We start from the raw sequence: 21,614 nt of genomic DNA on the forward strand, positions 1-21,614 counted from the left end.
GGGTCATGACGATGGACATGTCCCGGTACCTGGGCCTCTTCATCTCGGAGGCCACCGAGCACCTGGAGGCGCTCGGGCGGGACCTCGTGGAGCTGGAGCGCGAGGCCACCGCCAGCACCGTGGACTCGATGTTCCGGCACGCCCACTCGGTGAAGGGCATGGCGTCGTCCATGGGCTTCGAGCCCATCGCGATGCTGGCGCACCGGGTGGAGGACCTGGTGGATGCGGTGCGGCAGGACCGCAAGCTCCTGGACCGGGACCTGGTGGACCTGCTCCTGCACGCCGCGGACATGCTCACCGCCCAGGTGCGCGCCGTGGCGGCCAACCGCGAGCCGGAGCAGGCCGAAGCGCTGCTCAAGCAGCTGGGCGCCCGCGTCCGGTCGCTCACCGGCCACGCCCCCGCCGCGACGCGCGTGGCCCACGTCACCGCGCTCAAGACGCCCTCCGGAGGTGACGACGGCGAGGGCTCGGGAGGCGCGGGCTCGTCGGGCGCCCCGGGGTCCGGGACGCCAGGGGGCCCCGCCGGTCCGGCCCCGGGTTCAGGGCCCCCGGGGGGGGGCGCTGGTGCCGCGGGAGCCGGTGCGTCGGGTGCGGGAGCTCCGAGCAGCGCGGCCGGTGGTGCCTCGGCGACAGGGACGGATTCAGGCATCACGGCCGGTGGCGCCTCGGCGACAGGAGCGGCGGCTCCAGGCAGCGCCGTGGGAGCCGCTGGTCCGGGTGCCGCGAACACGGGCGCCTCGGGTGCCGCTGCGGCGGGCTCGGGTGCCTCGGCCGGTGCGTCGGGTCCGGGAACGCCCGGCGGTGACGCGGCCCCGGGCGCCGTGGGCACGAGCGCTTCCGGCGCGGTGACGCCCTCCGGCCTGGCGGTGCTGCCGCCGGCCACGCTGATGCCGCCGCGCGACCTGAGCGGCCCGGATGCCCTCTACGGCGCCCCGGTCGCCCGGTCCCTGGCGGCGGTGCCGGAGAGCGACGCCTCCGCCTCCGTGATGGCGCTGGCGTCGGGGCTCAAGGCCGTGGCCAGCGTCGCGGACGGCAAGGCCAGCGCCCCCCGCTGGGCCGTGCGCCTGCGCATCTCCCCCGCCTGCCAGGTGCCGGGCGTGCGCGCGTTCCTCGTGCACAAGCGGCTGTCCACGCTGGGCACGCTCGTGGACCTGCGCCCCCCCCTGGAGGAGCTCAAGGCCGGCCGCATCCCGGACGGCTACATCCAGGTGGAAGTGGAGACCTCCGTGGGTGACGCCGGCATCCAGGCGGCCCTGCGCAACGTGGCCGAGGTGGAGGTCGTCTCCGTCGCGCCCGCCGTCCCGGAGCCGCCCGCGCTCCCCATCGCCGCGCCCGCGTCCGACCCGGCGCGCGCCACCGCCGACGCGGGCTCGCGCACGGTGCGCGTGCGCACGGAGCTGCTCGACTACTTCCTGGACACCGTGGGCGAGCTGATGCTCGCCACCGCGCGCCTGCGCGAAGTGGGCAAGGTGCTGCCGGAGAACACGCGCCCCGCGCTGGAGGAGGGCGTCTACCGGCTGCACACGCTGGTGAAGGACCTGCACGACAAGGTCATGAGCGCGCGCATGACGCCGCTGTCGCTCATCACCGACCGGCTGCCCCGCGCCGCGCGCGACCTCGCCCGCCGCAAGGAGCGCGAGGTGGAGCTGGTCATCACCGGCGCGGAAATCGAGCTCGACCGCGCCATCCTCGACGAGCTGGCCGACCCGCTGCTGCACCTGCTGCGCAACTGCATCGACCACGGCCTGGAGTCCCCGGACGAGCGGGCGGCCGCGAAGAAGCCCCCGCGCGGCCGGGTGACCGTCACCGTGCGCCGCGCGCGCGACCGCGTCATCATCGACATCGAGGACGACGGCCGGGGCATGGACCCCGCGAAGCTCAAGTCCGCGGCGCTCCAGCGCGGCCTCATCTCCGAGGACGCCGCCCAGCGCATGGCGGACCGCGACGCGTTCCTCCTGTCGTGCCTGCCCGGCGTCTCCACCGCCAAGGACATCACCGACATCTCCGGCCGGGGCGTGGGCATGGACGCGGTGAAGCGCGTGGTGGAGAGCGTGGGCGGCACGCTCGAAATCGACAGCGAGCGCGGCCGGGGCACCGTCTTCACGCTGCGCCTGCCGCTCACCGTCGCCGTGGTGCACCTGCTCCTCGTGGAGGTGGGGGAGGAGGTCTTCGGCCTGCCCATCGCCAAGGTGGTGGGCGCCACCGAGGCGGATCCGCGGTCCCTGAGCAAGAGCCGGGAGACGGCGCTCCTGCCCCATGGCAATGGCCTGTTGCCGGTGCACGCGCTGGAGGCGCTCCTGGGCGTGCCCGCGGCGCCCAAGCCCGGCTACCGGCCCTTCGTGGTGATGGAGGGCGACGCCGGCACCGGCAAGGTGGCGCTGGCGGTGGATCGCCTCCTGGGGCAGGAGGAAGTCGTGCTCAAACCCTTGTCCCGCCCCCTGGACTTGCTGCCGGGATTGTCCGGCGTGACCATCCTGGGCAGCGGCCGTCCCGTGTTCATCCTGGACGTCCCGAGGTTATTGACCGCGTGAGTCTCCCCCTGCCCAGTGACGCGCAGCTCGACGCCCTGCGCGAGGTGGCCAACATCGGCTGCGGACACGGCGCCAACGCGCTGGCCCGGCTCGTGGGGGGGCGCGTGGACCTGTCCGTCCCCGAGGTGCGCGTCACGGACGCCGCCCACGGCCCCGCGCTCTTCGCGGACGAGGCGCCGGCCGTCGCCGTGCGCCTGGGCATGACGGGCGAGCTGCGGGGCGCGCTGGTGCTGGCGCTGCCGTCCGGGGACGCGCAGGCGCTGGAGTCCGCGCTGCTGCGCGGCCACCCCGCGTCCCCCGAGGAGCGCGAGAGCGCCCTCGCCGAGGCCGCGAACATCCTCGCCAGCGCGTGCCTGTCCGCCATCGGGCGGCTGACGGGCTGGCGGCTGCTGCCCTCCGTGCCCCAGCTCCAGCGCGGCCCCGTGCGCCCGGTGCTGGCCGGGGTGCTGGGCGACGTGGAGCCGGGGCCGGGCGTGGTGCTGGCGGCGCGCTTCTCGGCCACGGGCCCCACGTCCCTGGGCGGCCAGATGCTGCTGGTGCTGGAGCGCGGGAGCGCCCAGGCGCTCCTGTCCCGGCTGGGCCTCTAGGTCCGCCTGGAGGCCCGGGGGCGGGTGGGGTAGACCGCTCGCCCATGGACGAGAAGGCGCTCAGGGCCCTGCTGGGCCAGGTGAAGACGGGCAAGGTCAGCCTGGACGACGCGGTGGGCAAGCTGAAGGACCTGCCGTACGCGGAGCTGGGCTACGCGACGGTGGACACGCACCGCAACCTGCGGTTCGGCTTCCCCGAGGTGGTGCTGGGCGAGCCCAAGACGGCGGAGCAGCTCCTGGGCATCGTCGGCGCGCTGGTGGAGCGCAAGCAGACGGTGCTGGTGACGCGCCTCCAGCCGGAGAAGGCGGAGGCCCTGGTGGCGCGCTTCCCCAAGGGCGAGTACCACCCGGTGGCGCGCATCTTCCACCTGCCCCAGCGCAAGGCGAAGGCGGGCCGCGTCGCGGTGGTGACGGCGGGCACCAGCGACATCCCCGTGGCCGAGGAGGCCGCGCTCACCGCGCAGGCCATGGGCGCGGACGTGCGGCGCGTCTACGACGTGGGCGTGGCGGGCATCCACCGGCTCCTGCGCCGGCGGGAGGAGATCCAGGAGTGCCACGTGGCCGTGGTGGTGGCGGGCATGGAGGGCGCGCTCGCGTCCGCGCTGGGGGGGCTGGTCGGCATCCCGGTGGTGGCGGTGCCCACGTCGGTGGGCTACGGCGCGAACTTCAAGGGCGTCTCCGCGCTGCTCGCGATGGTGAACTCGTGCGCCTCCAACGTGGCCACGGTGAACATCGACAACGGGTTCGGCGGCGGCTTCTACGCGGCGCTCGTCTCCCGCACCAAGGGCCGGAGCTGAGGCGCCATGCGACGCATCCTCTACCTGGAGCCGGTGGGCGGCATCGCCGGGGACATGTTCCTGGCGGCGGGCATCGACCTGGGCGTGTCGCCGGACGCGCTCGCGCAGGCGCTGTCCGGCCTCAACGTGCCGGGCTGGAGGCTGGCGGTGTCGCGCGCGGTGCGCCACGCCATCAGCGGCACGCACCTGGACGTGGTGCTGGACGCGCAGGAGGCGCACCCGCACCGCGCCTACGCGGACATCCGCCAGCTCATCGAAGCCGCGCCCACGCTGCCGGAGCGCGCGAAGGCGAGGGCCCTGGCGGTGTTCCGCGCCATCGGCGAGGCCGAGGCGAAGGTGCACGGCGTGTCCATCGACGCCATCCACTTCCACGAGGTGGGCGCGGTGGACTCCATCGTGGACATCTGCGGCGCCGCGGTGGTGCTGGAGCTGCTGGGGGACCCGGAGGTGCACGCCGCGCCGCCGCCGCTGGGCAGCGGCACCATCCGCGTGGCGCACGGCCAGATGCCCATCCCCGTGCCCGCGACGCTGGAGCTGCTGCGCGACGTGCCCGTGCGCTTCGAGGGCGTGGGCGAGCTGACGACGCCCACGGGCGCGGCGCTGCTCAAGGTGCTGACGCGGATTGGCCACCCGCCGGACTTCATCGTGGAGAAGGTGGGCTACGGCGTGGGGACGAAGGACTTCCGCGACCGGCCCAACGTGCTGCGCGCGTCGCTGGGCCGCGTGGAGACGCCGGCCACGGAAGGGCTGTGGGTGGTGGAGGCGAACCTGGATGACGCCACGCCGCAGCTCCTGGCGCACCTGGTGGAGCGGCTGTTGGAGGTGGGCGCGAAGGACGCGTGGGTGTCCCCGGTGGTGATGAAGAAGGGCCGGCCGGCGCACCTCTTGGGCGCGCTGGTGGAGGGCGGCCTGCGCGAGGCGGTGGTGGACGCGCTGCTGCGGGAGTCCACGTCGCTGGGCGTGCGCTACCACCGGGTGGAGCGCCACGCGCTGGAGCGCGACTTCGTGGAGGTGGAGACGCCGTGGGGCCGGGTCCGCGTGAAGCGCGGCCTGCGCGACGGCCGGGTGCTCAACGCGCACCCGGAGTTCGACGACTGCGTCCGGCTGGCCCGTGCGGCCGGCGTGCCGGTGAAGCAGGTGATGGCCGCCGCGACGGCGGCCCTCACGCCCTGAGGGCCGCTACTTTCAGTGTCACCTCGCGTCAGCGGAGCGGCTGACGCGCGAGCCCCTGCGCGAACGCATCCGTGTTGCCGCCCGCCACGCACACCGGCAGCCCCTCCACGACACCGCAGCGCGCGCCCGCGTCGAGGAAGGGGCGCGCGTGCTGCGGCAGCACCACGTACGCGGTGCTCGCGTCCAGTCCGCCCGTAGGCAGGGACGCGTGGCACTCCGCCGCCAGCGCCGCCGGCGTGCGCGACGCGTAGCCGCTGTTGAACGTGAGCTTCAGCCGGTACGCCTGGTACGCCAGCGCGTTCACCAGCGGTTCGTCATAGCGGCACACCCACTGCACCTGCGGCGGGAAGAGGGCCAGGTGTTGGTAGGGGCCCCGCAGCGCGTCCCAGTCCGCGGAGGTCAGGCGGTGGAAGCGCACGGGCTTGAAGAGGGCGCTCTTGCCCTCGCGCACGTCGTACACCTGGAGCGCCAGCGCCACCGTCAACGCGGCCGCGGCGACGGCGGGGACGCCGCGCCACAGCCGCGCCACCACCAGCACCGCGCCGGCGAAGAGCAGGGAGTGCAGCGGCCAGACGAAGCGGCCGGAGGCGCGGAACGCGTTCGTCGCCTTCACCAGCGGCGCGTACAGCGCGCCCAGGTCCGCCACCGGCTGGCCCAGCCACGTCACGCGCGACGACAGCGCGTAGACGGCCATCAGCAGCGCCATCACCGCCGCGGGCAGCACCCGGCGCCAGTCCAGCGTGCGCGCCTCGCGCCCGCGCACGAGCAGGCTCACGCAGGCCGCCCCCCCGAGCAGCAGCGCCCCCGCGCCCAGGTAGCCGAAGCCCTCGCCCTGCCGGGGCGCGGCGGGCAGGTCCGGCAGCAGGCGCCCCCAACCCATGGGGTTCACCAGCGTGGCCAGGTCCGCGGAGAACTCTCCGAAGCCCTCCGCGCCCAGCCCGCCGCCGCCGAAGTAGCCGAAGAGGGCGAACAGCCCCACGTCCAGCGCGGCGATGCCCGCGCACAGGGCCGCGACGCGCCCGGCGCCGAGCTTCCGGCTCCAGACGAGCCGCACCCCGAGCGCCAGCGTCAGCGGCATCAGCATGCCCACCCAATACGGATGCGTGCCCGCCGCGATGGCGTTGAAGAGGGCGGCGAGGCCCAGGCTCCGCGTCGCGGCGCGCGCGTCCGGGAGGTCGCGCAGGTTGAGCCACAGCAGGGCCAGCAGCAGCCAGTGCGCGCACAGCGTGGGGTGGCCGAAGCGCGCCGCCATCACCGGCGACAGCGCCAGCAGCGTGCCGCCCAGCACCACGGGCACCGGGCGCGGGGACACCGTCTCCACCAGCCGCGCGCCGAAGTAGCCCATCAGCGCGTAGCACAGCGCCAGCCACGGCCCGGTGTACTGGAAGTCCACGGGCAGCAGCGGCGAGAGGGGCTTGAGCAGCAGCGCCAGCCACGGGTTGCCGTCCGTGAGCGCCACCGACGAGCCGTAGGGGTAGAAGTGGTTGGGCGCCGCGCCCAGCGGCAGCGTCCAGTCCGCGTTGCGGAAGAAGAGCCAGCCGAAGATGTGCGCGGCCCAGTCCTCGCGCATCATCCAGTCGATGCGCGTGGGCGGCAGCACCGGCCCACCGCCCAGCCACAGGAACCAGCCCAGCCCGCCGAGCACCGCCAGCGCTCGCGCCACGGCGAGGGCCCGGCGCGAGGTGGAGGGGGGCGGGGGATGGAGGGACGGGGCGGACTCGCTCAAGGCGCGGCGACTGTAGGCGCCCGCTTCCGTGGCCCGCAACCGCGTCCCCGCGCGGGGCTCACGGGCAGTACTGCACGTAGCGCAGGCCGCGCGTCGTCGGCTGCGCCACTCCGTCCAGGTCCTTCTCGTAGTGCACGTAGAAGAAGCCCGCCTGCATCCGGTCCTGGTCATCCACGTGGAGCGCGGAGGGACCGGGGAACGCGTTGCCCCCGTCCCGCGTCTCCAGGACGAGCGGCGGCGTCACGCTGGAGGCGGACGTGCCGGAGAGCCTCCGCACGACCACCTGGCTGGTGCTCCCGTTCTCGAACGCGCTCGCGTCCGCGTCATCCAGCAGCACGTGGCGGACCTCCGGGGCGGTGGCGCTCCGCACCAGCGCGGGGCCGCGGCTCATGTAGGCCCCCAGCCCGTACGACCTCCAGCCGCTGGCCTCCTTCGTCCACAGCCACGCGCCCTGGCTGTTGGAGCCCACCAGCGAGGGCCGCCCCGTCGCGTCCACCTCGAGCGTGACGCGGTAGCGCGGCGAGCTCATGAGGAGCCGGAAGTCCAGCGGCTCCTCGGTCCAGGTCCCCGACGCATTGCTCGCGTACACGACCTGGTTGTCCAGGTCGTCCGCGCGCACCAGCGCGATGTGGAGGTGCCCCGCGGCGTCCACCACCATGCGCTCGCGGTCGCCCCGGAGCCCGACCCCCTCCAGCGGCGTCATGGTCCAGCGCCCCTGGGCGTCGCGGGTTCCGAGCACGTAGCCCTTCTGGGGAGGGAGCAGGCCGATGAGCAGGTACGGCTCGCCCCGGGCATCGAGCGCGAGCGCGGAGGACCACCCCGTGACCAGCAGTTGTGACTGCCAGCCCCCGCCCGTGTCGTGCGCGTAGCCCACCGCGGTGCCCTGCTCGAACATCAGGTGCCGCGTGCCATCCGCGGCCACCGCCATGGACATCTCAAAGGGGCGCGTCACGCCCTCCACTTGCACCGGCACGTCGCCCGGCCGGGTGGTGCCGATGTAGAGGCGTTCGTTCTTCGAGTAGGCGTAGTGGCCCACGCCCTGCGCGTCGAAGACGAAGCTGCCGGAGATGTTGTCGCTCTCCTCGTCCAGCACCCGCGTCGTCCAGCCCCGCCCGGCGGTGCAGGGGCCCCCATCCGGGTCCGGCCCGGGCTCCCCACCGCCATCGCCCGCGTCGGGGAGCTCGCCTCCATCGCCCCCGTCCGGGGCATCCTCGTCTCCAGCGTCGGGGTGGGTGACCACGACCTGCACGCAGGTGCCGGAGGCGCTCCGGGTCACCGGGCCCTGCCCGGGGCGGGAGACCCCATTCGTGCAGATGGGGTCGCAGCCGGCCAGCACGACGGCGGCGACGGCGGCGCTCGACAGGGCGGTGTGCACGAGGAGGGAGCGGGACACGGGAGAACCGTCAGGGCTCGAGGTTGACGCGGTGGGCGCGACGGCGCGCACCCACGCGCGGACACGGTCGGGCCCGGCGGCCCGCGTCCGCTAGCGCCTCAGGGAGAGCTCCAGGCCGTACTGCGGATCCATGCCGGTCCGGCCGTTGACGGTGACGCGATCCATGCCCACCTGGGCGGACAGCCGCAGGGACATGCCCGCGAGCCGCCCCGTCACGCCCGCGGCCGCGTGGCAGGTGAGCATCGTGGGGTCCGCCTGGCGGAAGCCCGGCGCCGTCAGCCCCAGGAGGCCCCAGCCCAGCCCCACCTCCGCGAACAGCGGCGTGTTCGCCAGCTGCTCCCGCCCCACCATCGCCTCCACCGTGAAGCGGTGCAGCCGGATGCTGTCCGTGGCCGCGAACGGCGTCACGCCGTACGCGCCGCGCACGCCGTAGTAGAGCCGGCCCTGCGAGAACGGCGCGCGCCACGACAGGCTGGGCCCGGCGGCGAACTTCGCCAGCCCCAGCGGCGAGCGCCCCGCGCCCAGGCCCAGCTCCAGCCGGGACGTCCAGTGGGACGGCGGCGCCGCGGCCAGCGGCGAGCGCGCCCCGCCGCCCATGACGGGCGGCTGGACGGGGGCGCTGAAGTCCACCGGCACCAGGCCCAAGGCGGTGACGTACGCGTCGTAGAAGGAGCGGTCCAGCGGCACGGCGAACAGGCCCCGGCGGAGCGCCTCCTCCGCGGGACCTCGCTCCCGCAGCTCGCGCGGGTGCAGCTCGGGCGCGCCCGAGGACAGCTGCGCCAGCGTCACGCGCGCCTCCGCGTCCGGCGTGCGCACCCAGTACACGTCGCGCGGCGGCAGGAGCAGCCGCGTCCACTGCTGCGGCGAGCGCCGCACGTCCACCAGCCGCTGGCCGTCCGCGTCCTCCACGGAGAGGCGCGCGTACTCGAAGCCGGCGGGGAAGGTGACCTGGGGGCCTTCGGGCGCGGGCCCCACCAGCGGGCGGCGCGGCGCGGCCGTGGGCGCGAAGGCGTTGACGGACAGGCGCGCGGGCATGCCCTGCACGCCGTGCAGCGAGGCGGCCACGAACGCCGCCAGCTCGCTGTACTCCACCCGCCCGTCGCCGTTGATGTCCGCGCCGCCCAGGAGGCCGGAGCGGGCCACGTGGCTGAAGACGCCCGCGCGGATGCGGGACCACTCGTGCGTCTCGCCGTCCTCGCTCTCCGCGAAGAGGGCGCCCACGTTCGGGCGCGACGCCAGCTGCTCTCGCGCCAGCACCCCGCGCAGCTCCGCCAGCACGGCCGCGTCCGGCGTGCCGCCGCGGCTGCCCACCACGCCAGAGGCGCGGCACGCGTCAGCGATGACGTGCACGTAGTCCGCGCCCAGCGGATCCACGACCTCCGAATAGAGGCGGGTCCGGTCCAGGCGCGCGTCGGCGAGCGTGAAGTAGGCGCGGCCCGCGTCGTCCGTGTTGCCGTGGCCCACGTAGATGATCAGCACGTCCGTCTGGTGTCCCGCCGCGCGGTCCGCCAGGGCCGCTGCCCGCAGCCGCGCCACGGCCTGCTCCACGGCGGCGCGCGTGGGAGGCTGCGCGGACCGCAGCGCGAGGCTGCCGCTCTTGCGCGTGGGCTCGTCGGCATCCACCAGCAGCGTGATGTCCACGCCCAGCCGCTGGAGCGTCTCCGCCCACAGCACGCCGTCGTCATCCGCGTAGCGGAGCGGCGCGAGCGAGGGGTCGTCACTGCCGTTGTGGGCGATGACGAGCGCGCGCCGGACGGTGTCCGCGAGTGCCTCCGGCGCCGCGAACAGCAGCGCCGCCCCCAGGAGGACTTCCAGCTTCTTCATGGAGCATCCTTTACCCGGACCTCCTGCCTGAGCACCACCACTCCCGCTGTCGCCCCGTCGCGCAGGGCCGCCAGGGTGGCGTCCGGGTGCTCGGAGAACGTGGCGGTGACCTCCGCCATCCCGGCCCCCGGGGGCAGCGCGACCGTCAGCTCCAGGGGACGCTCCTCGCCGGCCTTGCCGCTGAGGGGGAAGGGGCCGTCGAGCTCCTCGCGGTCGCCCACGCGCACGCGCACCGCGACGTGGGTGTAGGGAGGGCGGGCTCCCGCCGCGAAGGCCAGCGTGGCGCCCGGCGTGCACGCCGTCCCGGTGCGCAGCTCGCGCAGCGGCTGGCCCGGCGCCGCGCAGAAGACGCGTAGCACGGGCTGGGCCAGCGGCGCGGTGGGCGGGGGCGGGTCCTGCACGGCCCCCCGCGGGCTCCATTCGGGGTCGGCGGGGGCGGTGGGCTCCACGGAGGTGGGCGTCACCACCACGGCGAGGAAGAGGGCCGCGAGCGTGGCGCCGAGCACCGCCAGCGTGGGCCACCGGGCCGGGGCGGCGTCCGGGGGCGCGGCGGCGTCGAGGGCGGCCTCCATGCCCGCGGCGGTGAGCGTCTCCAGCTCCAGGTCGGTGGGGAGGTCCGTCTGGCCGGACTCGAGGACGCGGTGGGCGCGGGCCCACTTGTCGTAGCGGGCGCCGCAGCGGGCGCAGGCGTGGGCGTGGCGCAGGAGCCGCGAGGACTCGGAGGGAGACAGCTCCCCCAGCGACCAGCGCGTCAGTGACGCGTCCACATGGCGTTCGTACCACTTCATGGGAGGCCCCCGAATGGGATGGCGCACAGCAGGGCCAGGGTGGCCAGCAGGGCGCCCAGCTGCAGGCGTCCCGGGACGTCGTCGCCGTCCAGCCACCCCGAGTCCTTCAGGTGTTCGGTGAACTGCAACCGCAGGCGGCGTTCGCGCACCCGCACCTCGCCGCGGGTGAGCTTCAGCTGGTCGGCGGCGGACTCCTGGGACAGGCCCTCCATGAAGCGCAGCTGCGCGAGGGCGCGTCCTTCGGCGGGCAGGCCCTCCAGGAAGCGGCGCACGAGCGTGCGGACCTCGGCGCCCAGGGCCTCTTCCTCCGGGCTCCTGGCCTCGGTGGAGGCGTGCGTGAGCTCCGGCGCCTCCTCCAGCGGGATGGCCTCGCGGGCCACGCGGCCGGAGGCGCGCATCAAGTCAATGGCGGTGGAGCGGGCGACGGTGAGGAGGAAGCCCAGGTAGGGGCGCACGCCGTCGTAGGCCTGGCGCATGTGGGGGCGGAAGGCCCGCACGAAGGTCTCCTGATGGGCGGCGTCCAGGTCCAGGGGCGAGAGCGCGACGGAGCGCGTGCCGGTCTCCGAGTGGACGGAGAAGCGCCGGGACAGGTAGCGCAGCACCTCGGGCGAGTAGGTGCGGTAGACCTGGGTGAGCACGGCGGTGTCGCCCCGGCGGAAGGCCTCCAAGACGGACCGTTCTGTTCCTGGCAGCACGCGGAGGGCTCCGTGTCTCATGGAGGTGCCCGGCCGGGCCCCATCTGGAAAGGAGATACGAAATGACCCCGAAAGTCGGGTCGTTCCCACGCGCCCGGCGCGCGTTTTCTTGAGCCCGGCCCCGGGCCTCCGGCGCCAGGGGCCGTGGGTTCGACTCCTGCATCGCGGAGGACAGCCGCGCTCGTGCCACAGGCGCACGGGGCTGGCCGTGCGCCTGCGGCGGGTGAACCGCGACCTGGAAACGCCGCGTCTTACGGGAACGCGTCCACCACGGTGTAGCCCACGGTCCGGGGCAGCAGGGGGGCGCCGGGCTTGGAGCTCGGGTCCTTCGGCCACCAGCCGTCGCTGTTCCCGAGGACGAAGCAGACCGGGTAGGTGTGGCCGTCAGGCGTCTCAGCCCGGGTGTAGCGGCCCACCACGTGCTCTCCTCGCGTCCACAGTCGCCCGTACAGAAGGGTGCCCGCCGGCAGCCGGCCGTGTCGTTCCTGCTGGACGCTGACGATGTCTCCGTCGCTCACGGAGACCAGGGGCGCATCCGGGCGGAAGGGGTAGCGGATGTCGAGCGTGATGTCTGCCTTTCCATCCCGCCACAGGTCCAGCGTCTTGATCGCCTCCAGGGCTTCCGGGGGACATCGCTGGGGCTTGGGCGTGACCTGCGCGCCCGCGCAGGCGATGAAAGTGGATGCCGCTCCGAGGGCGAGCGTGCAGCCTCGCGCCAGCGAACGGCCATGGACCGGGCGGTCCTGCTTCAAGGGAATGCTCATGGCTTCCTTCTCCAACGGAAGCGGCGCAGGGGAAGGAGAGGCCGCTTCGGACGCGGCAGCTTGGTCGGGCCTGGGCCCCCGCGCCACGGGAGGCGGAGGGGAACGTGCTGGCGCATCGGCGCCGGCCCCGGAGAAGGCCCCCAGACTCCAGACCCACCACGCCATGGCCAGCACGCATGGGACTCCCAGAGTCCCCCAGCGCCAGTGGACCCATTGGGTTTGACGGCGGCGCACCGCGCTCGCGGCGAGGATGGCTTGGGCTTCCATGCGGGCGACGTGGCCGGGGGCCCGGCGGCGCAGCTCACGCGCCTCTCGAAGGCGTTGGAGCCGGTCCAGGCGCTGGAGGCGTGCGTGCTGGAGCGGCACCTCATGTCCCGGAGCCACGGGGCCCGCCAGCCCAGGCGCCTCCTGGGTCGTGCGTGAAGAAGGGGAGGGCGGTGTGGCCCAGTCGAACAGGGGCAGGTCCCAGGAGGTCTCCGCATGCGCCAGGGCCTGATGCAGGTCGGAGGCCAGCGAGGAGGCGCTCGAAGGCCGCGCTTCCGGCGCGAAGGCGAGCAGCCGCGTGACGAGGGAAGCCAGGGCTTCCGGCACATGCGGCTGGGGCCTTGCGCGCACGGGGCCCTCCCCATCCAGCGGAAGCGCTGGATAGGTGTCGGTCAGCAGCCGATAGAAGGTGACGCCCACGGCGTACAACTCATCCGCTACGCCGTAGCGAGGACAGTCCCGCGCGGGCATTGCCAGCCGCCAGCGGTGGAGCTGCGGGCTCAAATAGTGCGCCGTGCCGGGAGGAAGCTGGCCCGCTCCAGTCAGGGGTGTCGCTTCCGGATGCCAGCCCGCGCCCCAATCCAGCAGGGTCAGCCGTCCACCCGGCTGGACGCGGAGGTTGTCTCCCTTGAAGTCGCGGTGCAGGACGCCGCGCCGGTGCGCGAAGCTCAGGACCTCCGCGGCCTGGGCGAGCAGTGCGCCCACTTCCCGAGCCGTGGGGTTGCGAGCGCGGGCCCACTCATACAGCGACTCCCCGTCGACGTACTCCATGACCAGGAAGGGGTGGCTCCCGGTGCCCGCCCGCCACGCGCCGGCATCCACCAGGCGAGGGACTCCCGGATGCCGCAGGCGGGCCAGCACCTCCGCTTCGCGTGAGAACCAGGGGCTGTCGGGTTGGCGAGCCAGCTTCAAGGCGTACCGCCTGCCACGAGGACGGCGTTTCGCCTGAACGACGTAGACCGTGCCATAGCCACCTGACGCCAGTCGTCGGACGACGCGCCAGGATCCGATAAGGGTGCCAGCAGGAAGCGCATCCACCCTCAGCTGCATGGAAGGCAGGGCTGCGCCGACAGCCTTCTGGGCGGGCTTCGTGGAGGCGGGATGCTCAGCCCCGACCGGGTCGCCAGGCATTGCCGCGCGCGGACTCATGGCGCCACCTGCTCCCAGCGGAGGCCGCGTTCGCCCTTCACATCCAAGAGCTCCAGGGTGAAGTGCGTGCCCGGAGGCAGGCCCGGGAGGGTGTTCCACTCCACCACCACGGTGGCGCGCTCCCCAGGTGCCAGCTGTCGCACCTGCATGAGCAGGGGAAGCTCACGGGCGGGCAGGCCATCCGCGTCAGGTCCCCGCGGTGTGATGCGAGCAAAGCCTGGGGTCCAGGGCGCTGCCCCGACGGGATTCCGCAACGAGGTCGCGAGCGCGCGGGTGCTCTCGGAGCGGTAGAGCACGTGGGTCCCTTCGGCGATGATCCCCAGCCTCACAGACGGCTCCCGGAGGTAGTCCACCGCGACGCCTTTCCGGGTGATGGCCCCCGTCAACACCGCGCCGCCCAGGCCCGTGAGCGCGCACTGCGCGCGCAGCGTCGCGAGCCCTGCCTCGGTGACCGCGCACCGGGCCCGCAGGTCCGCGAGCTCCTTTCCCAGCTCCTCCGCGGTGCGCCCCTGCCGCAGCACCTCCACCTGCGAGTCCACCTCCGCCTCCACGGTCGTGAGCACGAACCCGACCCGCGCCGGAGCACCGGCTCCCGCGAAGCGCACGGTGAGCACGGGCGCCCTGCCCGCCGGGAGGTCCATGGACGCCTTGAGGACGAGCACGTCCTCATGCACCGCCACGCGGGAGAAGAAGGGCGCGAGCACGCGCCGGTCCACGGACTCCGGAACGATGGGCGAGTCGAAGGTGACGGTGGTCACTTCATGGGCGGCGACATGCAGGGGATGCAGCACCGGAGGCTCCTCCGCGCGCAACGTGAGCTGCCGGGCCTTGCGCTCCCGGGCCACGGGACTGTGGGACTGCGCCACCGCCGTGGTGCTCAGCAGGGCTGCCAGCACCAGGGGAATGACCGAAGTGGACAGCGACATCACGGGTCACCTCCATCCTTCAAACCTAACAGATAGGGGTGACACGCAAGGGAGTCCACGGGCCTGGGAAACCTGGATGCGGCGGTTGGGGAAGGGAAAGCCCAGCCTACCTCAAGCATCCTTGAGAGAAATACCTACCTGAGACCGCTGGCCCGTCTTCCGCGCGAAGAACGCGCGGTTGAACGTCGCGCCCCCCACATGCGCGGGTCGTCCGGGTTCCCCTCCTTCGCCAGGGACTCGTCGCTCTGCTCCGCCAGCCAGCGGATGAGCTCCTCCCGTGACGCGAAGGTCCGCTTCGGCCGCGAGTCCCCCTGGATGGACTGGAGCCCGTGCGCGTATGTGCCATCCCCGGACCTCCACAGCGCGCGGGACACGCCGTCGCGCGGGTCGACGGTGATGGACAGGTCCGCCCCCGCGTCCAGCAGCTCCGCCACCCGCTGCGCCAGCGCGCGTCCGTAGTGCCGGGAGTCGAAGTGGGCCGCTGCTCGGGCCTGCTCCTTCGCGTCCTGCTCCCGCGTGACCGCGTCGGCCAACTGGATGCGCGGCGGCGCGTGCGCGTCGCAGACGATGGACAGCGCGATGTCCCCCAGCCCGGGGGCGGCCGCGTGATGCTGCTGCATCAGCGCCTGGACCCGGGCGCGCGGCGCCTCTGGCAGCGAACCGAACGTCAGCGCTCCGTCCGGCGCCGTGAAGAACAACGTGTCATCCAGGACCCGGCCCCGATACTTCAACGACGCGGACAGCTCGATGCGTGCCAGCCCACGGGCCTCGCGTTCGGAGCGCAGCCAGCGGATGACGTCGGAGTCTCCGCTCAGGAGGGCGGAGGTCATGGCGGGGTCGGCGACCCTCGCACGGCGCGCGCCACCGGTGACTGAGCAGGAAAGCTGACATTCCTGTCGCGCTTCAGGGGCATTCCCGCGCCCCGCCGTACTCGAAGCCCGGGGCGTCCACGCCAGGGAAGCCCTGGCCGCGGGCTTGCAGAGCGTGCCGCCGCCAACACCCAACGCCGTCGGATGACGGCCCCAACTCCGTGGACGACATGACTGCTCGACACATCATCGCATCGCTGGCGCTGACCTCCTTCCTGGGCGCACTGCCGGCGGCGGCCCAGGAGCCCAAGAAGTCCGGGCTCGCGCTGGGGGTACGCGGCGCCATGGGCATTCCCGTGGGAGATGCCTTCACGGACCAGTCGCTGCGCGACACCTTTGGCACCACCGTGGCTCCGCAGGTGGACGTCTCGTGGTTCTTCAGCCGGCGGCTCTCGCTGGGCGCCTACTTCCAGTACGGCTTCGGCTCCGGGCCCGGCGACCTGTGCTCGGACGTCGTGGACTGCAAGAGCCAGGTCCTGCGCGTCGGCGTCGACCTGGACTACCACTTCCTCCCGGACTCCTTCATCGCGCCCTGGGTGGGCGTGGGCTTGGGCTACGAGGTCGCGAAGCTGGACGTGGGCGGCAGCTCCTCGAACAACTGGCTGAAGCTGGAGGGCTATGACCTGATCCACGCCCACTTCGGCGTGGATCTCCAGCTCACCCGCTCCATCGCGGTGGGGCCCTACATCTCCGCGTCCGTGGGGCAGTACTCCGAGGGCGCGGTCCGCGTCGCCGACCTCGAAACGAGCGACGAGCTCACCAGCGACGAGAAGCAGATCCACGTCTGGATCCAGCCGGGCGTGCGCGTGCAGTTCCGGCTGTAGTCACCGCCCTTCCGTCCTCACGTCTCCGGTGGGGAGGGCGTGGGGGCGGGCAGGGGATAGAGGACGCGGTAGTCGATGCGGTGGTGGTAGGCCGCCAGATACGGCGCCCCCGCGATGTCGATGACCACCTGCTGGGGAGGCGTGGGCTGCTGGTTCATCCACGCCTCCGCCTCCGCCTTCGTGGCGAAGGACAGCCCCGAAGGCTTGCGCCGCTGGTCCGCCATTTCCTGGAGGTACTGCTCCAGGATGGGGGGCATGAAGACCAGCTGGGTTCGCCCCGTGGCCGGGACGAACATGGCGGAGTAGTAGTCATCCCCAATCAGGATGCGCGCCGAATCGATTGGGGGTGTCCGCGCGTCCATGGCGGCTTCTGCTTCCTCTCGGGTCTTGAACCGGGCGATGACCAATGGAGGCGCGGAGGCATCCTGGTTCTGGACATAGGCTTCCAGCGCGGTGCCCTGCCCGGTGCCCAGGATGAAGTAGATGGCATCCATCGCGAAGCGGAAGGCCTGCTTCTCCTCCTCGGAGGTACTTTCCGAGGAGTGCCGCCCCAGCACTTCCAGCTTGTCGAAGAAGTGCATCATGGAGCGCTCTCCACCAGGTGTTGGGCTGGGGTCATGGATGCCGTCGCGAGAAGCAAGGCGGGGGCGAGGACGATGAGTCCCGCGCCCGCGGAGACGACGACGAACGCGACCCCTGCGATGACCACGACGCTCCCCACCAGGATGGCGCGCTGGTTGCGTCGGGCCCATTCGGAGACCGCACCCAGGGATGAGAGCTCCTGGGGCCGGAGTTTTTCGAGGTCGATGCAGTCCATGTAGGGCTGCTTGCATCGGTGGACGCAGTACTCCTCCTTGCCTCCAAGCCCAGGCCGCTTCGTGATGTGGCTGTAGTGACCTGACAGGGGCCGGCTCATGCATTCATCAATGCACTCGCGGTTCTCCGCATCGCAGTCCCGCACGGAGCGCGCGGTCCGCACGATGCGCCGGCCCTCGGGCGACTTCACGTAGCTGGCCAACCCGAAGTGCTCCGCGGGCCGCCACTCCTGGGTGAAGCTCCCATCCGGGGCCTCTCGCAGGAGCAGCACGCTGCGCGGAAGCTCCGCCCGCGAAGGCGGGGCCACCGCCGCACGCGCGCCTCCACAGGCCGTGAGCCACAGACAGAGCGCCACGGCCGTGACGCTCCTCCCCACCTGACTCCAGACATCCATGCTTCCACCCAAGCAGAACCCCGGGTGGAAGTCATGTCACCGGGGGCCGCTCAGAACGTGGAGCCGTCCGCGCGGAGCCCCGGGGTCGCGGGGTAGTAGAACAGGTCGTAGCAGTAGCCCCAGGTCCCCGTGGCGCTCGCGTCCGGAGAACGGTTGAACGAATAGCCCTGGTACACGGAGATGTCGGCGCTCTGGTACGAGTGGCTGTCCTGCACCGTGCCGTCCGCGCGCACCAGGTACACGATGTCGCCCGCGCCGCCCTGGTTGATGCCCCGGTCGAAGCGCAGCCCGTAGCCATTGTTGTTCGCGTACGTCGCGTACTGCGCCCCCACCGGCACCGCGGACGCGCCCGAGTACACCACGTAGGCCTTGCCCGCCGGCAGCACCGTGCCCGATACGAACGTGTGCCTCGGCGCCCCGGACTGGTACGACGACGCGTCGTGGATCTTCCAGCCGCTCAGGTCCACCGACGTCGGCCCGGCGTTGTAGATCTCCACGAACTGCTGATCGTAGTCCGGTGTCCCCGCGGCGCCGTTGAGCGGCTGCGCCAGGTACTCGTTGATGAACACCTGCGGCACCGGCCGCGTCATCGTGAACACCCCGTCGCTCACGTCCGCCACGTCCGCGCGCGTGGAGTCCGCCACGCGCACCCGCGCGGTCGTGGAGGCCTCGCTCGGCACCGTCCAGGTGTAGCGGCCGGTGGACGCCGTCAGCCCCGTCGCCACCGAGCGCCACACCGTCCCGTCCAGCGTGTACGTGAGGTCCACCTGCGACACGTTGCTGGACGTCCAGGTGATGTTGAACGTCTTGCCGGCCTGGAGCGTCTCGCCGCCGTTGGGCGCGGTGAGCCTCACGCTGCGCGCCTGCGCGGCCGTGCCGAAGTTGAACCGGCTGAAGATGGGGTAGTGGTCCGACGTGGTGGCCTTGTAGTTGGCGATGCTCGGCTTGAGCGCCTCCGTGGAGTTCGCCACGTGGTACGCCGCCAGCTCGTTCGTCACCAGCTGATGGTCGATGAACTGGCTGTTGCTCACCGTCGAGCGCACCCCGGACTCCGACAGCGGCTGGGTGAGGAACTTGTAGCGCGCGGGATCATTCACGAAGTCCACGTAGGGCGACGCGTACGGCGTGTAGATGGACGCGTCCACGTCGTCGTTCCAGTCGCCCAGCACGATCACGTTCTGCGTCGGCAGGGACGTGTCCAGGTAGTTCTTGAGGCACGCCGCCGCGCCCTGGCGCCGCGCGTACGAGTCCGAGTCCGCGAACGCCTTCATGTGCAGCACCATCACCGTCAGGTCCACCGGCGTGGCGCTCCGCAGCAGCTTCAGGTCCACGCGCAGCGGCGGCCGGTAGGCGAAGTCCTGCGCGCAGCTCGTCAGCACGATGCTCGAACCCACCACCTGCACCGCGTCCGTCTTGTAGAGCAGGCCCACCTTCTGGTCCTCCGAGCCGTAGTAGGAGCCGCTGGCCAGCAGGCCGCTGTACCCGGACAGCCCGCTCTTCAGCGAGTTGAACGCGTCCACGCCGACGATCTCCGCCAGGCCCATCACGTCCGGCCCCGCGTCCGCGATGACCGCCGTCGCGTTGGCCAGCTGGAGCGCCTCGTCGGTGGGGCCCTCGGCCGTGGAGCCGAACCACTCGATGTTCCAGTTACCCACCTTGAGCGTCGCCGTCGTCGTGCCGCCGTCCGTGGTCGTGCCACCGTCCGTGGTCGTGCCGCCATCCGTCTTCGTCCCGCCGTCCGTCACCGGGCCGCCGTCGGGCAGCTCCCCGGTCGACGTCTGCACGGGCAACTGGATGACCGCCTGCGCGAGGGCCCCGTTGGCGTCCTTCACCTGCAAGGTGAACTCGTACAGCGCCGGGCCCCGCGGCGTGCCGGACAGCACCCCGTCCTCCGACAGCTCCAGGCCGTCCGGGAGCGCCCCGCCCTCCTGCGACCAGGTCAGGGGCTGCGCGCCGCCCGTGGCGGTGAAGGTGAAGGTGTAGTCGCTGCCTTCCTTCACGGCCCGCAGCGGCGACGTCGTGGTGATGACCGGCGCCGGCCACGCCTTCAACGCATAGCCCCGCGTGTTCTGGGCGCCCTTCGCGTCGCGCACGACCACCGTCAGCGACCACTCGCCGGCCGTCGTCGCGGGCCCCACCAGCCGCCCGCTGTCTCCATAGAAGGAGAAGCCCGGCGGCACCTGGTCCACCGAGTACGTGAGCGGCGCCGCGCCCCCCGTCGCCGTCAGCACCTGCTCATACGCCGCGCCCACCGTGGCCGCCGGCAGCGTCACCTGGGGCAGCACCGGCCCCGCTGACTCCGCCTCCTCGGAACCACAGCCAGCCAGCGTGACGAGGGAGGTGACGAGGATGAGCGACGCGAACGCTCGGAGGGACCGGGACGACATAGAAGAACGCTCCAGCACCGGGCCCGCCCCAACGCGGCTTCCCCGGAAGAGGGCACGCACCTTAACGTGTCCTGCATCGGACTGTCGCGAGTCCCCCCGCTTGCGCCGCGGCGGAGCCCCTGACGCACTGCCACATGGCAATCGATGGCGCGCTCCGCCGTCCTACACGGACAGCGCGGAAGGCTTTGCGCGCGGTCCACACGTGCAGTTGGATGGGTTCGAGCAGACGACGGAGGAGACGCGTCATGGCCGAGAAGTGGGACAGGCAGTTGATGGACTTCCTCAAGCGCACCGGCGAGGACCTCAAGCGCACCACGGACGACCTCCGTGGCGAGGCCGAGCGCCTCCTCAAGGAAGTGAAGGACCCGGAGAAGCAGGCCAAGGTGAAGGAGGGCCTCGCGCAGCTGCGCACCTGGGCCGCCGCCACCACCAAGACGGCCGCGGAGAAGATCGAGACCGCCGTGCGCCGCGTGGAGACCTCCGTCGAGGAGGCCTTCAAGCCCGGCTCCAGCGCCACCCCTCCGCCCGCCTCCGAGGCCCGGGCCACCCAGGCCGCCCAGGAGGAGGCCGCCCCCAGCCGCCCGGCTCGCCCGAAGGGCGCCGGCGCCCCCAAGGCCGCCAACAAGTCCATCGGGCGCAAGAAGCCCGCCTCCGCCGCCAAGGGCGCCCGGCCCGCGAAGAAGTCGGCTTCCAAGAAAACGATGGGCCGCAAGAAACCCGCGCCAGGGACGTGAAGTTCCGCTCCCCATGAAGTCGCGCCTGCCCGCACGCCGGCCATGCGCGACCGCCCCGGGTCCTGTTGGATCGCTCCGCGTCGCGTGAGATAGTGCGCGCCGTGTCGGGTACCAATGACAAGGACAGCATCCAGACGGACATCGGGCAGGACGTGATCGACGAGGCGGTTCGCAGCGTCGAGCGTCGGATGGACGGAGACGCGGACAGCGCGGGCTCGGAGACGGAGGTGGAGCTGGACGTCTCCGCCCCGGCTCCCGAGGCGGACGCCTCCACCCCCGAGGTCGTTCCCCCCACCGAGGACGCGGCCGCGCTCCGCCAGGAGGTGGAGTCGCTGCGCGCGCAGCTGGACTTCAGCCAGACCAAGGCCCGCGAGACGCTGGAGCGCCTGAAGGAGGCGCACGAGCGCGCCAAGGACTTCCAGGACCGGGCCATCCGCTCCGCCGCGGACCTGGAGAACTACCGCAAGCGCGCCCAGAAGGAGAAGGAGGACGTCCAGAAGTTCGGCGTGGAGAAGCTCCTCAAGGACCTGCTCCCCGTGGTGGACAACCTGGACCGCGCGATCGACGCCGCCAGCAAGTCCACCGACTTCGACAGCTTCCAGAAGGGCGTGGCCATGACGCGCAAGTCCTTCGAGGACGCGCTCGCCCGCCACGGCGTGAAGGGCTTCTCCGCCAGGGGCCAGCCCTTCGACCCGCGCCTGCACGAGGCCATCCAGCAGGTGGAGTCCACGGACGTCCCGTCGGGCCACGTGCTCTACGAGGTGACGCGCGGCTTCTTCCTCAACGACCGCCTGGTGCGTCCCTCAATGGTCGTCGTCGCCCGCGCGCCGGAGGCCGCCGCTCCGCCACCGGAGCCCGCGGTCGCGCCCGCGGCCAGCGCCGAAGCACCGCGGGCCTCTTCTGAAGAAGGCAGCAGCGCGGCGCCCCAGGCGACCGCGCCGTCCGACAGTTCCTCCGGGGGGGGGCAGTAGTC

At 72.7% G+C, this 21,614-nt stretch carries 18 protein-coding genes; 7 read left to right on the forward strand and 11 right to left on the reverse strand.

The features are described from left to right. Positions 1-5 precede the first annotated feature (5 nt). The 4 genes from U8525_RS07750 to larC are packed head-to-tail and all read left to right on the forward strand — an operon-like array spanning position 6 to position 5,088. Entirely contained in the window at positions 6-2,531 is a 2,526-nt protein-coding gene (locus tag U8525_RS07750) for a chemotaxis protein CheW (RefSeq protein WP_374263194.1), read from the forward strand. Next, positions 2,528-3,118, forward strand: coding sequence for a chemotaxis protein CheC (locus U8525_RS07755; RefSeq protein ID WP_374263196.1), 591 nt, complete (start codon positions 2,528-2,530; stop codon positions 3,116-3,118). The genes U8525_RS07750 and U8525_RS07755 overlap by 4 nt, the downstream gene beginning before the upstream one ends. Before the next feature lie 44 nt (positions 3,119-3,162). Beyond that, a complete protein-coding gene (larB, locus tag U8525_RS07760; protein WP_374263198.1) occupies positions 3,163-3,915 on the forward strand; it encodes a nickel pincer cofactor biosynthesis protein LarB in 753 nt (250 codons plus the stop codon). 6 nt (positions 3,916-3,921) lie between these two features. Beyond that, on the forward strand, positions 3,922-5,088 hold the full coding sequence (gene larC, locus U8525_RS07765) for a nickel pincer cofactor biosynthesis protein LarC (protein WP_374263201.1): 1,167 nt from the start codon (positions 3,922-3,924) through the stop codon (positions 5,086-5,088). 28 nt (positions 5,089-5,116) lie between these two features. Here the strand turns inward: larC and U8525_RS07770 are convergent, their stop codons facing one another. From U8525_RS07770 to U8525_RS07805, 8 genes are all read right to left on the reverse strand, one after another. After that, entirely contained in the window at positions 5,117-6,814 is a 1,698-nt protein-coding gene (locus U8525_RS07770; RefSeq protein WP_374263203.1) for a DUF6311 domain-containing protein, read from the reverse strand. A 58-nt stretch (positions 6,815-6,872) separates the two neighbouring features. Beyond that, entirely contained in the window at positions 6,873-8,207 is a 1,335-nt protein-coding gene (locus tag U8525_RS07775; RefSeq protein ID WP_374263206.1) for a hypothetical protein, read from the reverse strand. A 90-nt stretch (positions 8,208-8,297) separates the two neighbouring features. After that, entirely contained in the window at positions 8,298-10,031 is a 1,734-nt protein-coding gene (locus U8525_RS07780) for a caspase family protein (RefSeq protein WP_374263208.1), read from the reverse strand. Further along, positions 10,028-10,819, reverse strand: a complete 792-nt coding sequence (locus U8525_RS07785) for a hypothetical protein (RefSeq protein WP_374263211.1) — start codon at positions 10,817-10,819, stop codon at positions 10,028-10,030. The genes U8525_RS07780 and U8525_RS07785 overlap by 4 nt, the downstream gene beginning before the upstream one ends. Further along, positions 10,816-11,487 (reverse strand): RNA polymerase sigma factor, encoded by a 672-nt coding sequence (locus U8525_RS07790; RefSeq protein WP_374263213.1) that lies wholly within the window; start codon positions 11,485-11,487, stop codon positions 10,816-10,818. Before U8525_RS07790 ends, U8525_RS07785 begins: the two co-directional genes overlap by 4 nt. A gap of 278 nt (positions 11,488-11,765) precedes the next feature. Then, on the reverse strand, positions 11,766-13,592 hold the full coding sequence (locus U8525_RS07795; protein ID WP_374263215.1) for a serine/threonine-protein kinase: 1,827 nt from the start codon (positions 13,590-13,592) through the stop codon (positions 11,766-11,768). 95 nt (positions 13,593-13,687) lie between these two features. Further along, entirely contained in the window at positions 13,688-14,617 is a 930-nt protein-coding gene (locus U8525_RS07800; protein WP_374263218.1) for a DUF2381 family protein, read from the reverse strand. Between the two features lie 134 nt (positions 14,618-14,751). Further along, positions 14,752-15,447: a hypothetical protein gene (locus tag U8525_RS07805; RefSeq protein ID WP_374263221.1), complete on the reverse strand. Its 696-nt coding sequence runs from the start codon at positions 15,445-15,447 to the stop codon at positions 14,752-14,754. Between the two features lie 209 nt (positions 15,448-15,656). Between U8525_RS07805 and U8525_RS07810 the strand changes: the two genes are divergently transcribed. Then, positions 15,657-16,310, forward strand: coding sequence for a hypothetical protein (locus tag U8525_RS07810; RefSeq protein WP_374263224.1), 654 nt, complete (start codon positions 15,657-15,659; stop codon positions 16,308-16,310). Between the two features lie 17 nt (positions 16,311-16,327). Here the strand turns inward: U8525_RS07810 and U8525_RS07815 are convergent, their stop codons facing one another. From U8525_RS07815 to U8525_RS07825, 3 genes are all read right to left on the reverse strand, one after another. Continuing rightward, positions 16,328-16,894, reverse strand: coding sequence for a head protein (locus U8525_RS07815; RefSeq protein ID WP_374263227.1), 567 nt, complete (start codon positions 16,892-16,894; stop codon positions 16,328-16,330). Continuing rightward, a complete protein-coding gene (locus U8525_RS07820; RefSeq protein WP_374263230.1) occupies positions 16,891-17,481 on the reverse strand; it encodes a hypothetical protein in 591 nt (196 codons plus the stop codon). The genes U8525_RS07815 and U8525_RS07820 overlap by 4 nt, the downstream gene beginning before the upstream one ends. Before the next feature lie 89 nt (positions 17,482-17,570). After that, on the reverse strand, positions 17,571-19,907 hold the full coding sequence (locus U8525_RS07825) for a lamin tail domain-containing protein (protein WP_374263233.1): 2,337 nt from the start codon (positions 19,905-19,907) through the stop codon (positions 17,571-17,573). A 245-nt stretch (positions 19,908-20,152) separates the two neighbouring features. Between U8525_RS07825 and U8525_RS07830 the strand changes: the two genes are divergently transcribed. Both U8525_RS07830 and grpE read left to right on the forward strand, forming a co-directional pair. Continuing rightward, positions 20,153-20,641, forward strand: coding sequence for a transcriptional regulator (locus U8525_RS07830; protein WP_374263236.1), 489 nt, complete (start codon positions 20,153-20,155; stop codon positions 20,639-20,641). A 101-nt stretch (positions 20,642-20,742) separates the two neighbouring features. Then, complete coding sequence (grpE, locus tag U8525_RS07835; RefSeq protein ID WP_374263239.1) at positions 20,743-21,612, forward strand: nucleotide exchange factor GrpE; 870 nt, start codon at positions 20,743-20,745, stop codon at positions 21,610-21,612. The last annotated feature ends 2 nt before the right edge of the window (positions 21,613-21,614 follow it).

This window comes from Corallococcus sp. RDP092CA, assembly GCF_041903675.1.
Lineage (GTDB): Bacteria > Myxococcota > Myxococcia > Myxococcales > Myxococcaceae > Corallococcus.

Excerpts from the sequence above, each read along its gene's own strand:
- U8525_RS07750 (WP_374263194.1), top strand. The coding sequence starts at position 6 with ATGACGATGGACATGTCCCGGTACCTGGGCCTCTTCATCTCGGAGGCC.
- larB (WP_374263198.1), top strand. The coding sequence starts at position 3,163 with ATGGACGAGAAGGCGCTCAGGGCCCTGCTGGGCCAGGTGAAGACGGGC.
- larC (WP_374263201.1), top strand. The coding sequence starts at position 3,922 with ATGCGACGCATCCTCTACCTGGAGCCGGTGGGCGGCATCGCCGGGGAC.
- U8525_RS07780 (WP_374263208.1), bottom strand. The coding sequence starts at position 10,031 with ATGAAGAAGCTGGAAGTCCTCCTGGGGGCGGCGCTGCTGTTCGCGGCG.
- U8525_RS07785 (WP_374263211.1), bottom strand. The coding sequence starts at position 10,819 with ATGAAGTGGTACGAACGCCATGTGGACGCGTCACTGACGCGCTGGTCG.
- U8525_RS07795 (WP_374263215.1), bottom strand. The coding sequence starts at position 13,592 with ATGCAGCTGAGGGTGGATGCGCTTCCTGCTGGCACCCTTATCGGATCC.
- U8525_RS07800 (WP_374263218.1), bottom strand. The coding sequence starts at position 14,617 with ATGTCGCTGTCCACTTCGGTCATTCCCCTGGTGCTGGCAGCCCTGCTG.
- U8525_RS07805 (WP_374263221.1), bottom strand. The coding sequence starts at position 15,447 with ATGACCTCCGCCCTCCTGAGCGGAGACTCCGACGTCATCCGCTGGCTG.
- U8525_RS07810 (WP_374263224.1), top strand. The coding sequence starts at position 15,657 with ATGACTGCTCGACACATCATCGCATCGCTGGCGCTGACCTCCTTCCTG.
- U8525_RS07815 (WP_374263227.1), bottom strand. The coding sequence starts at position 16,894 with ATGATGCACTTCTTCGACAAGCTGGAAGTGCTGGGGCGGCACTCCTCG.
- U8525_RS07825 (WP_374263233.1), bottom strand. The coding sequence starts at position 19,907 with ATGTCGTCCCGGTCCCTCCGAGCGTTCGCGTCGCTCATCCTCGTCACC.
- U8525_RS07830 (WP_374263236.1), top strand. The coding sequence starts at position 20,153 with ATGGCCGAGAAGTGGGACAGGCAGTTGATGGACTTCCTCAAGCGCACC.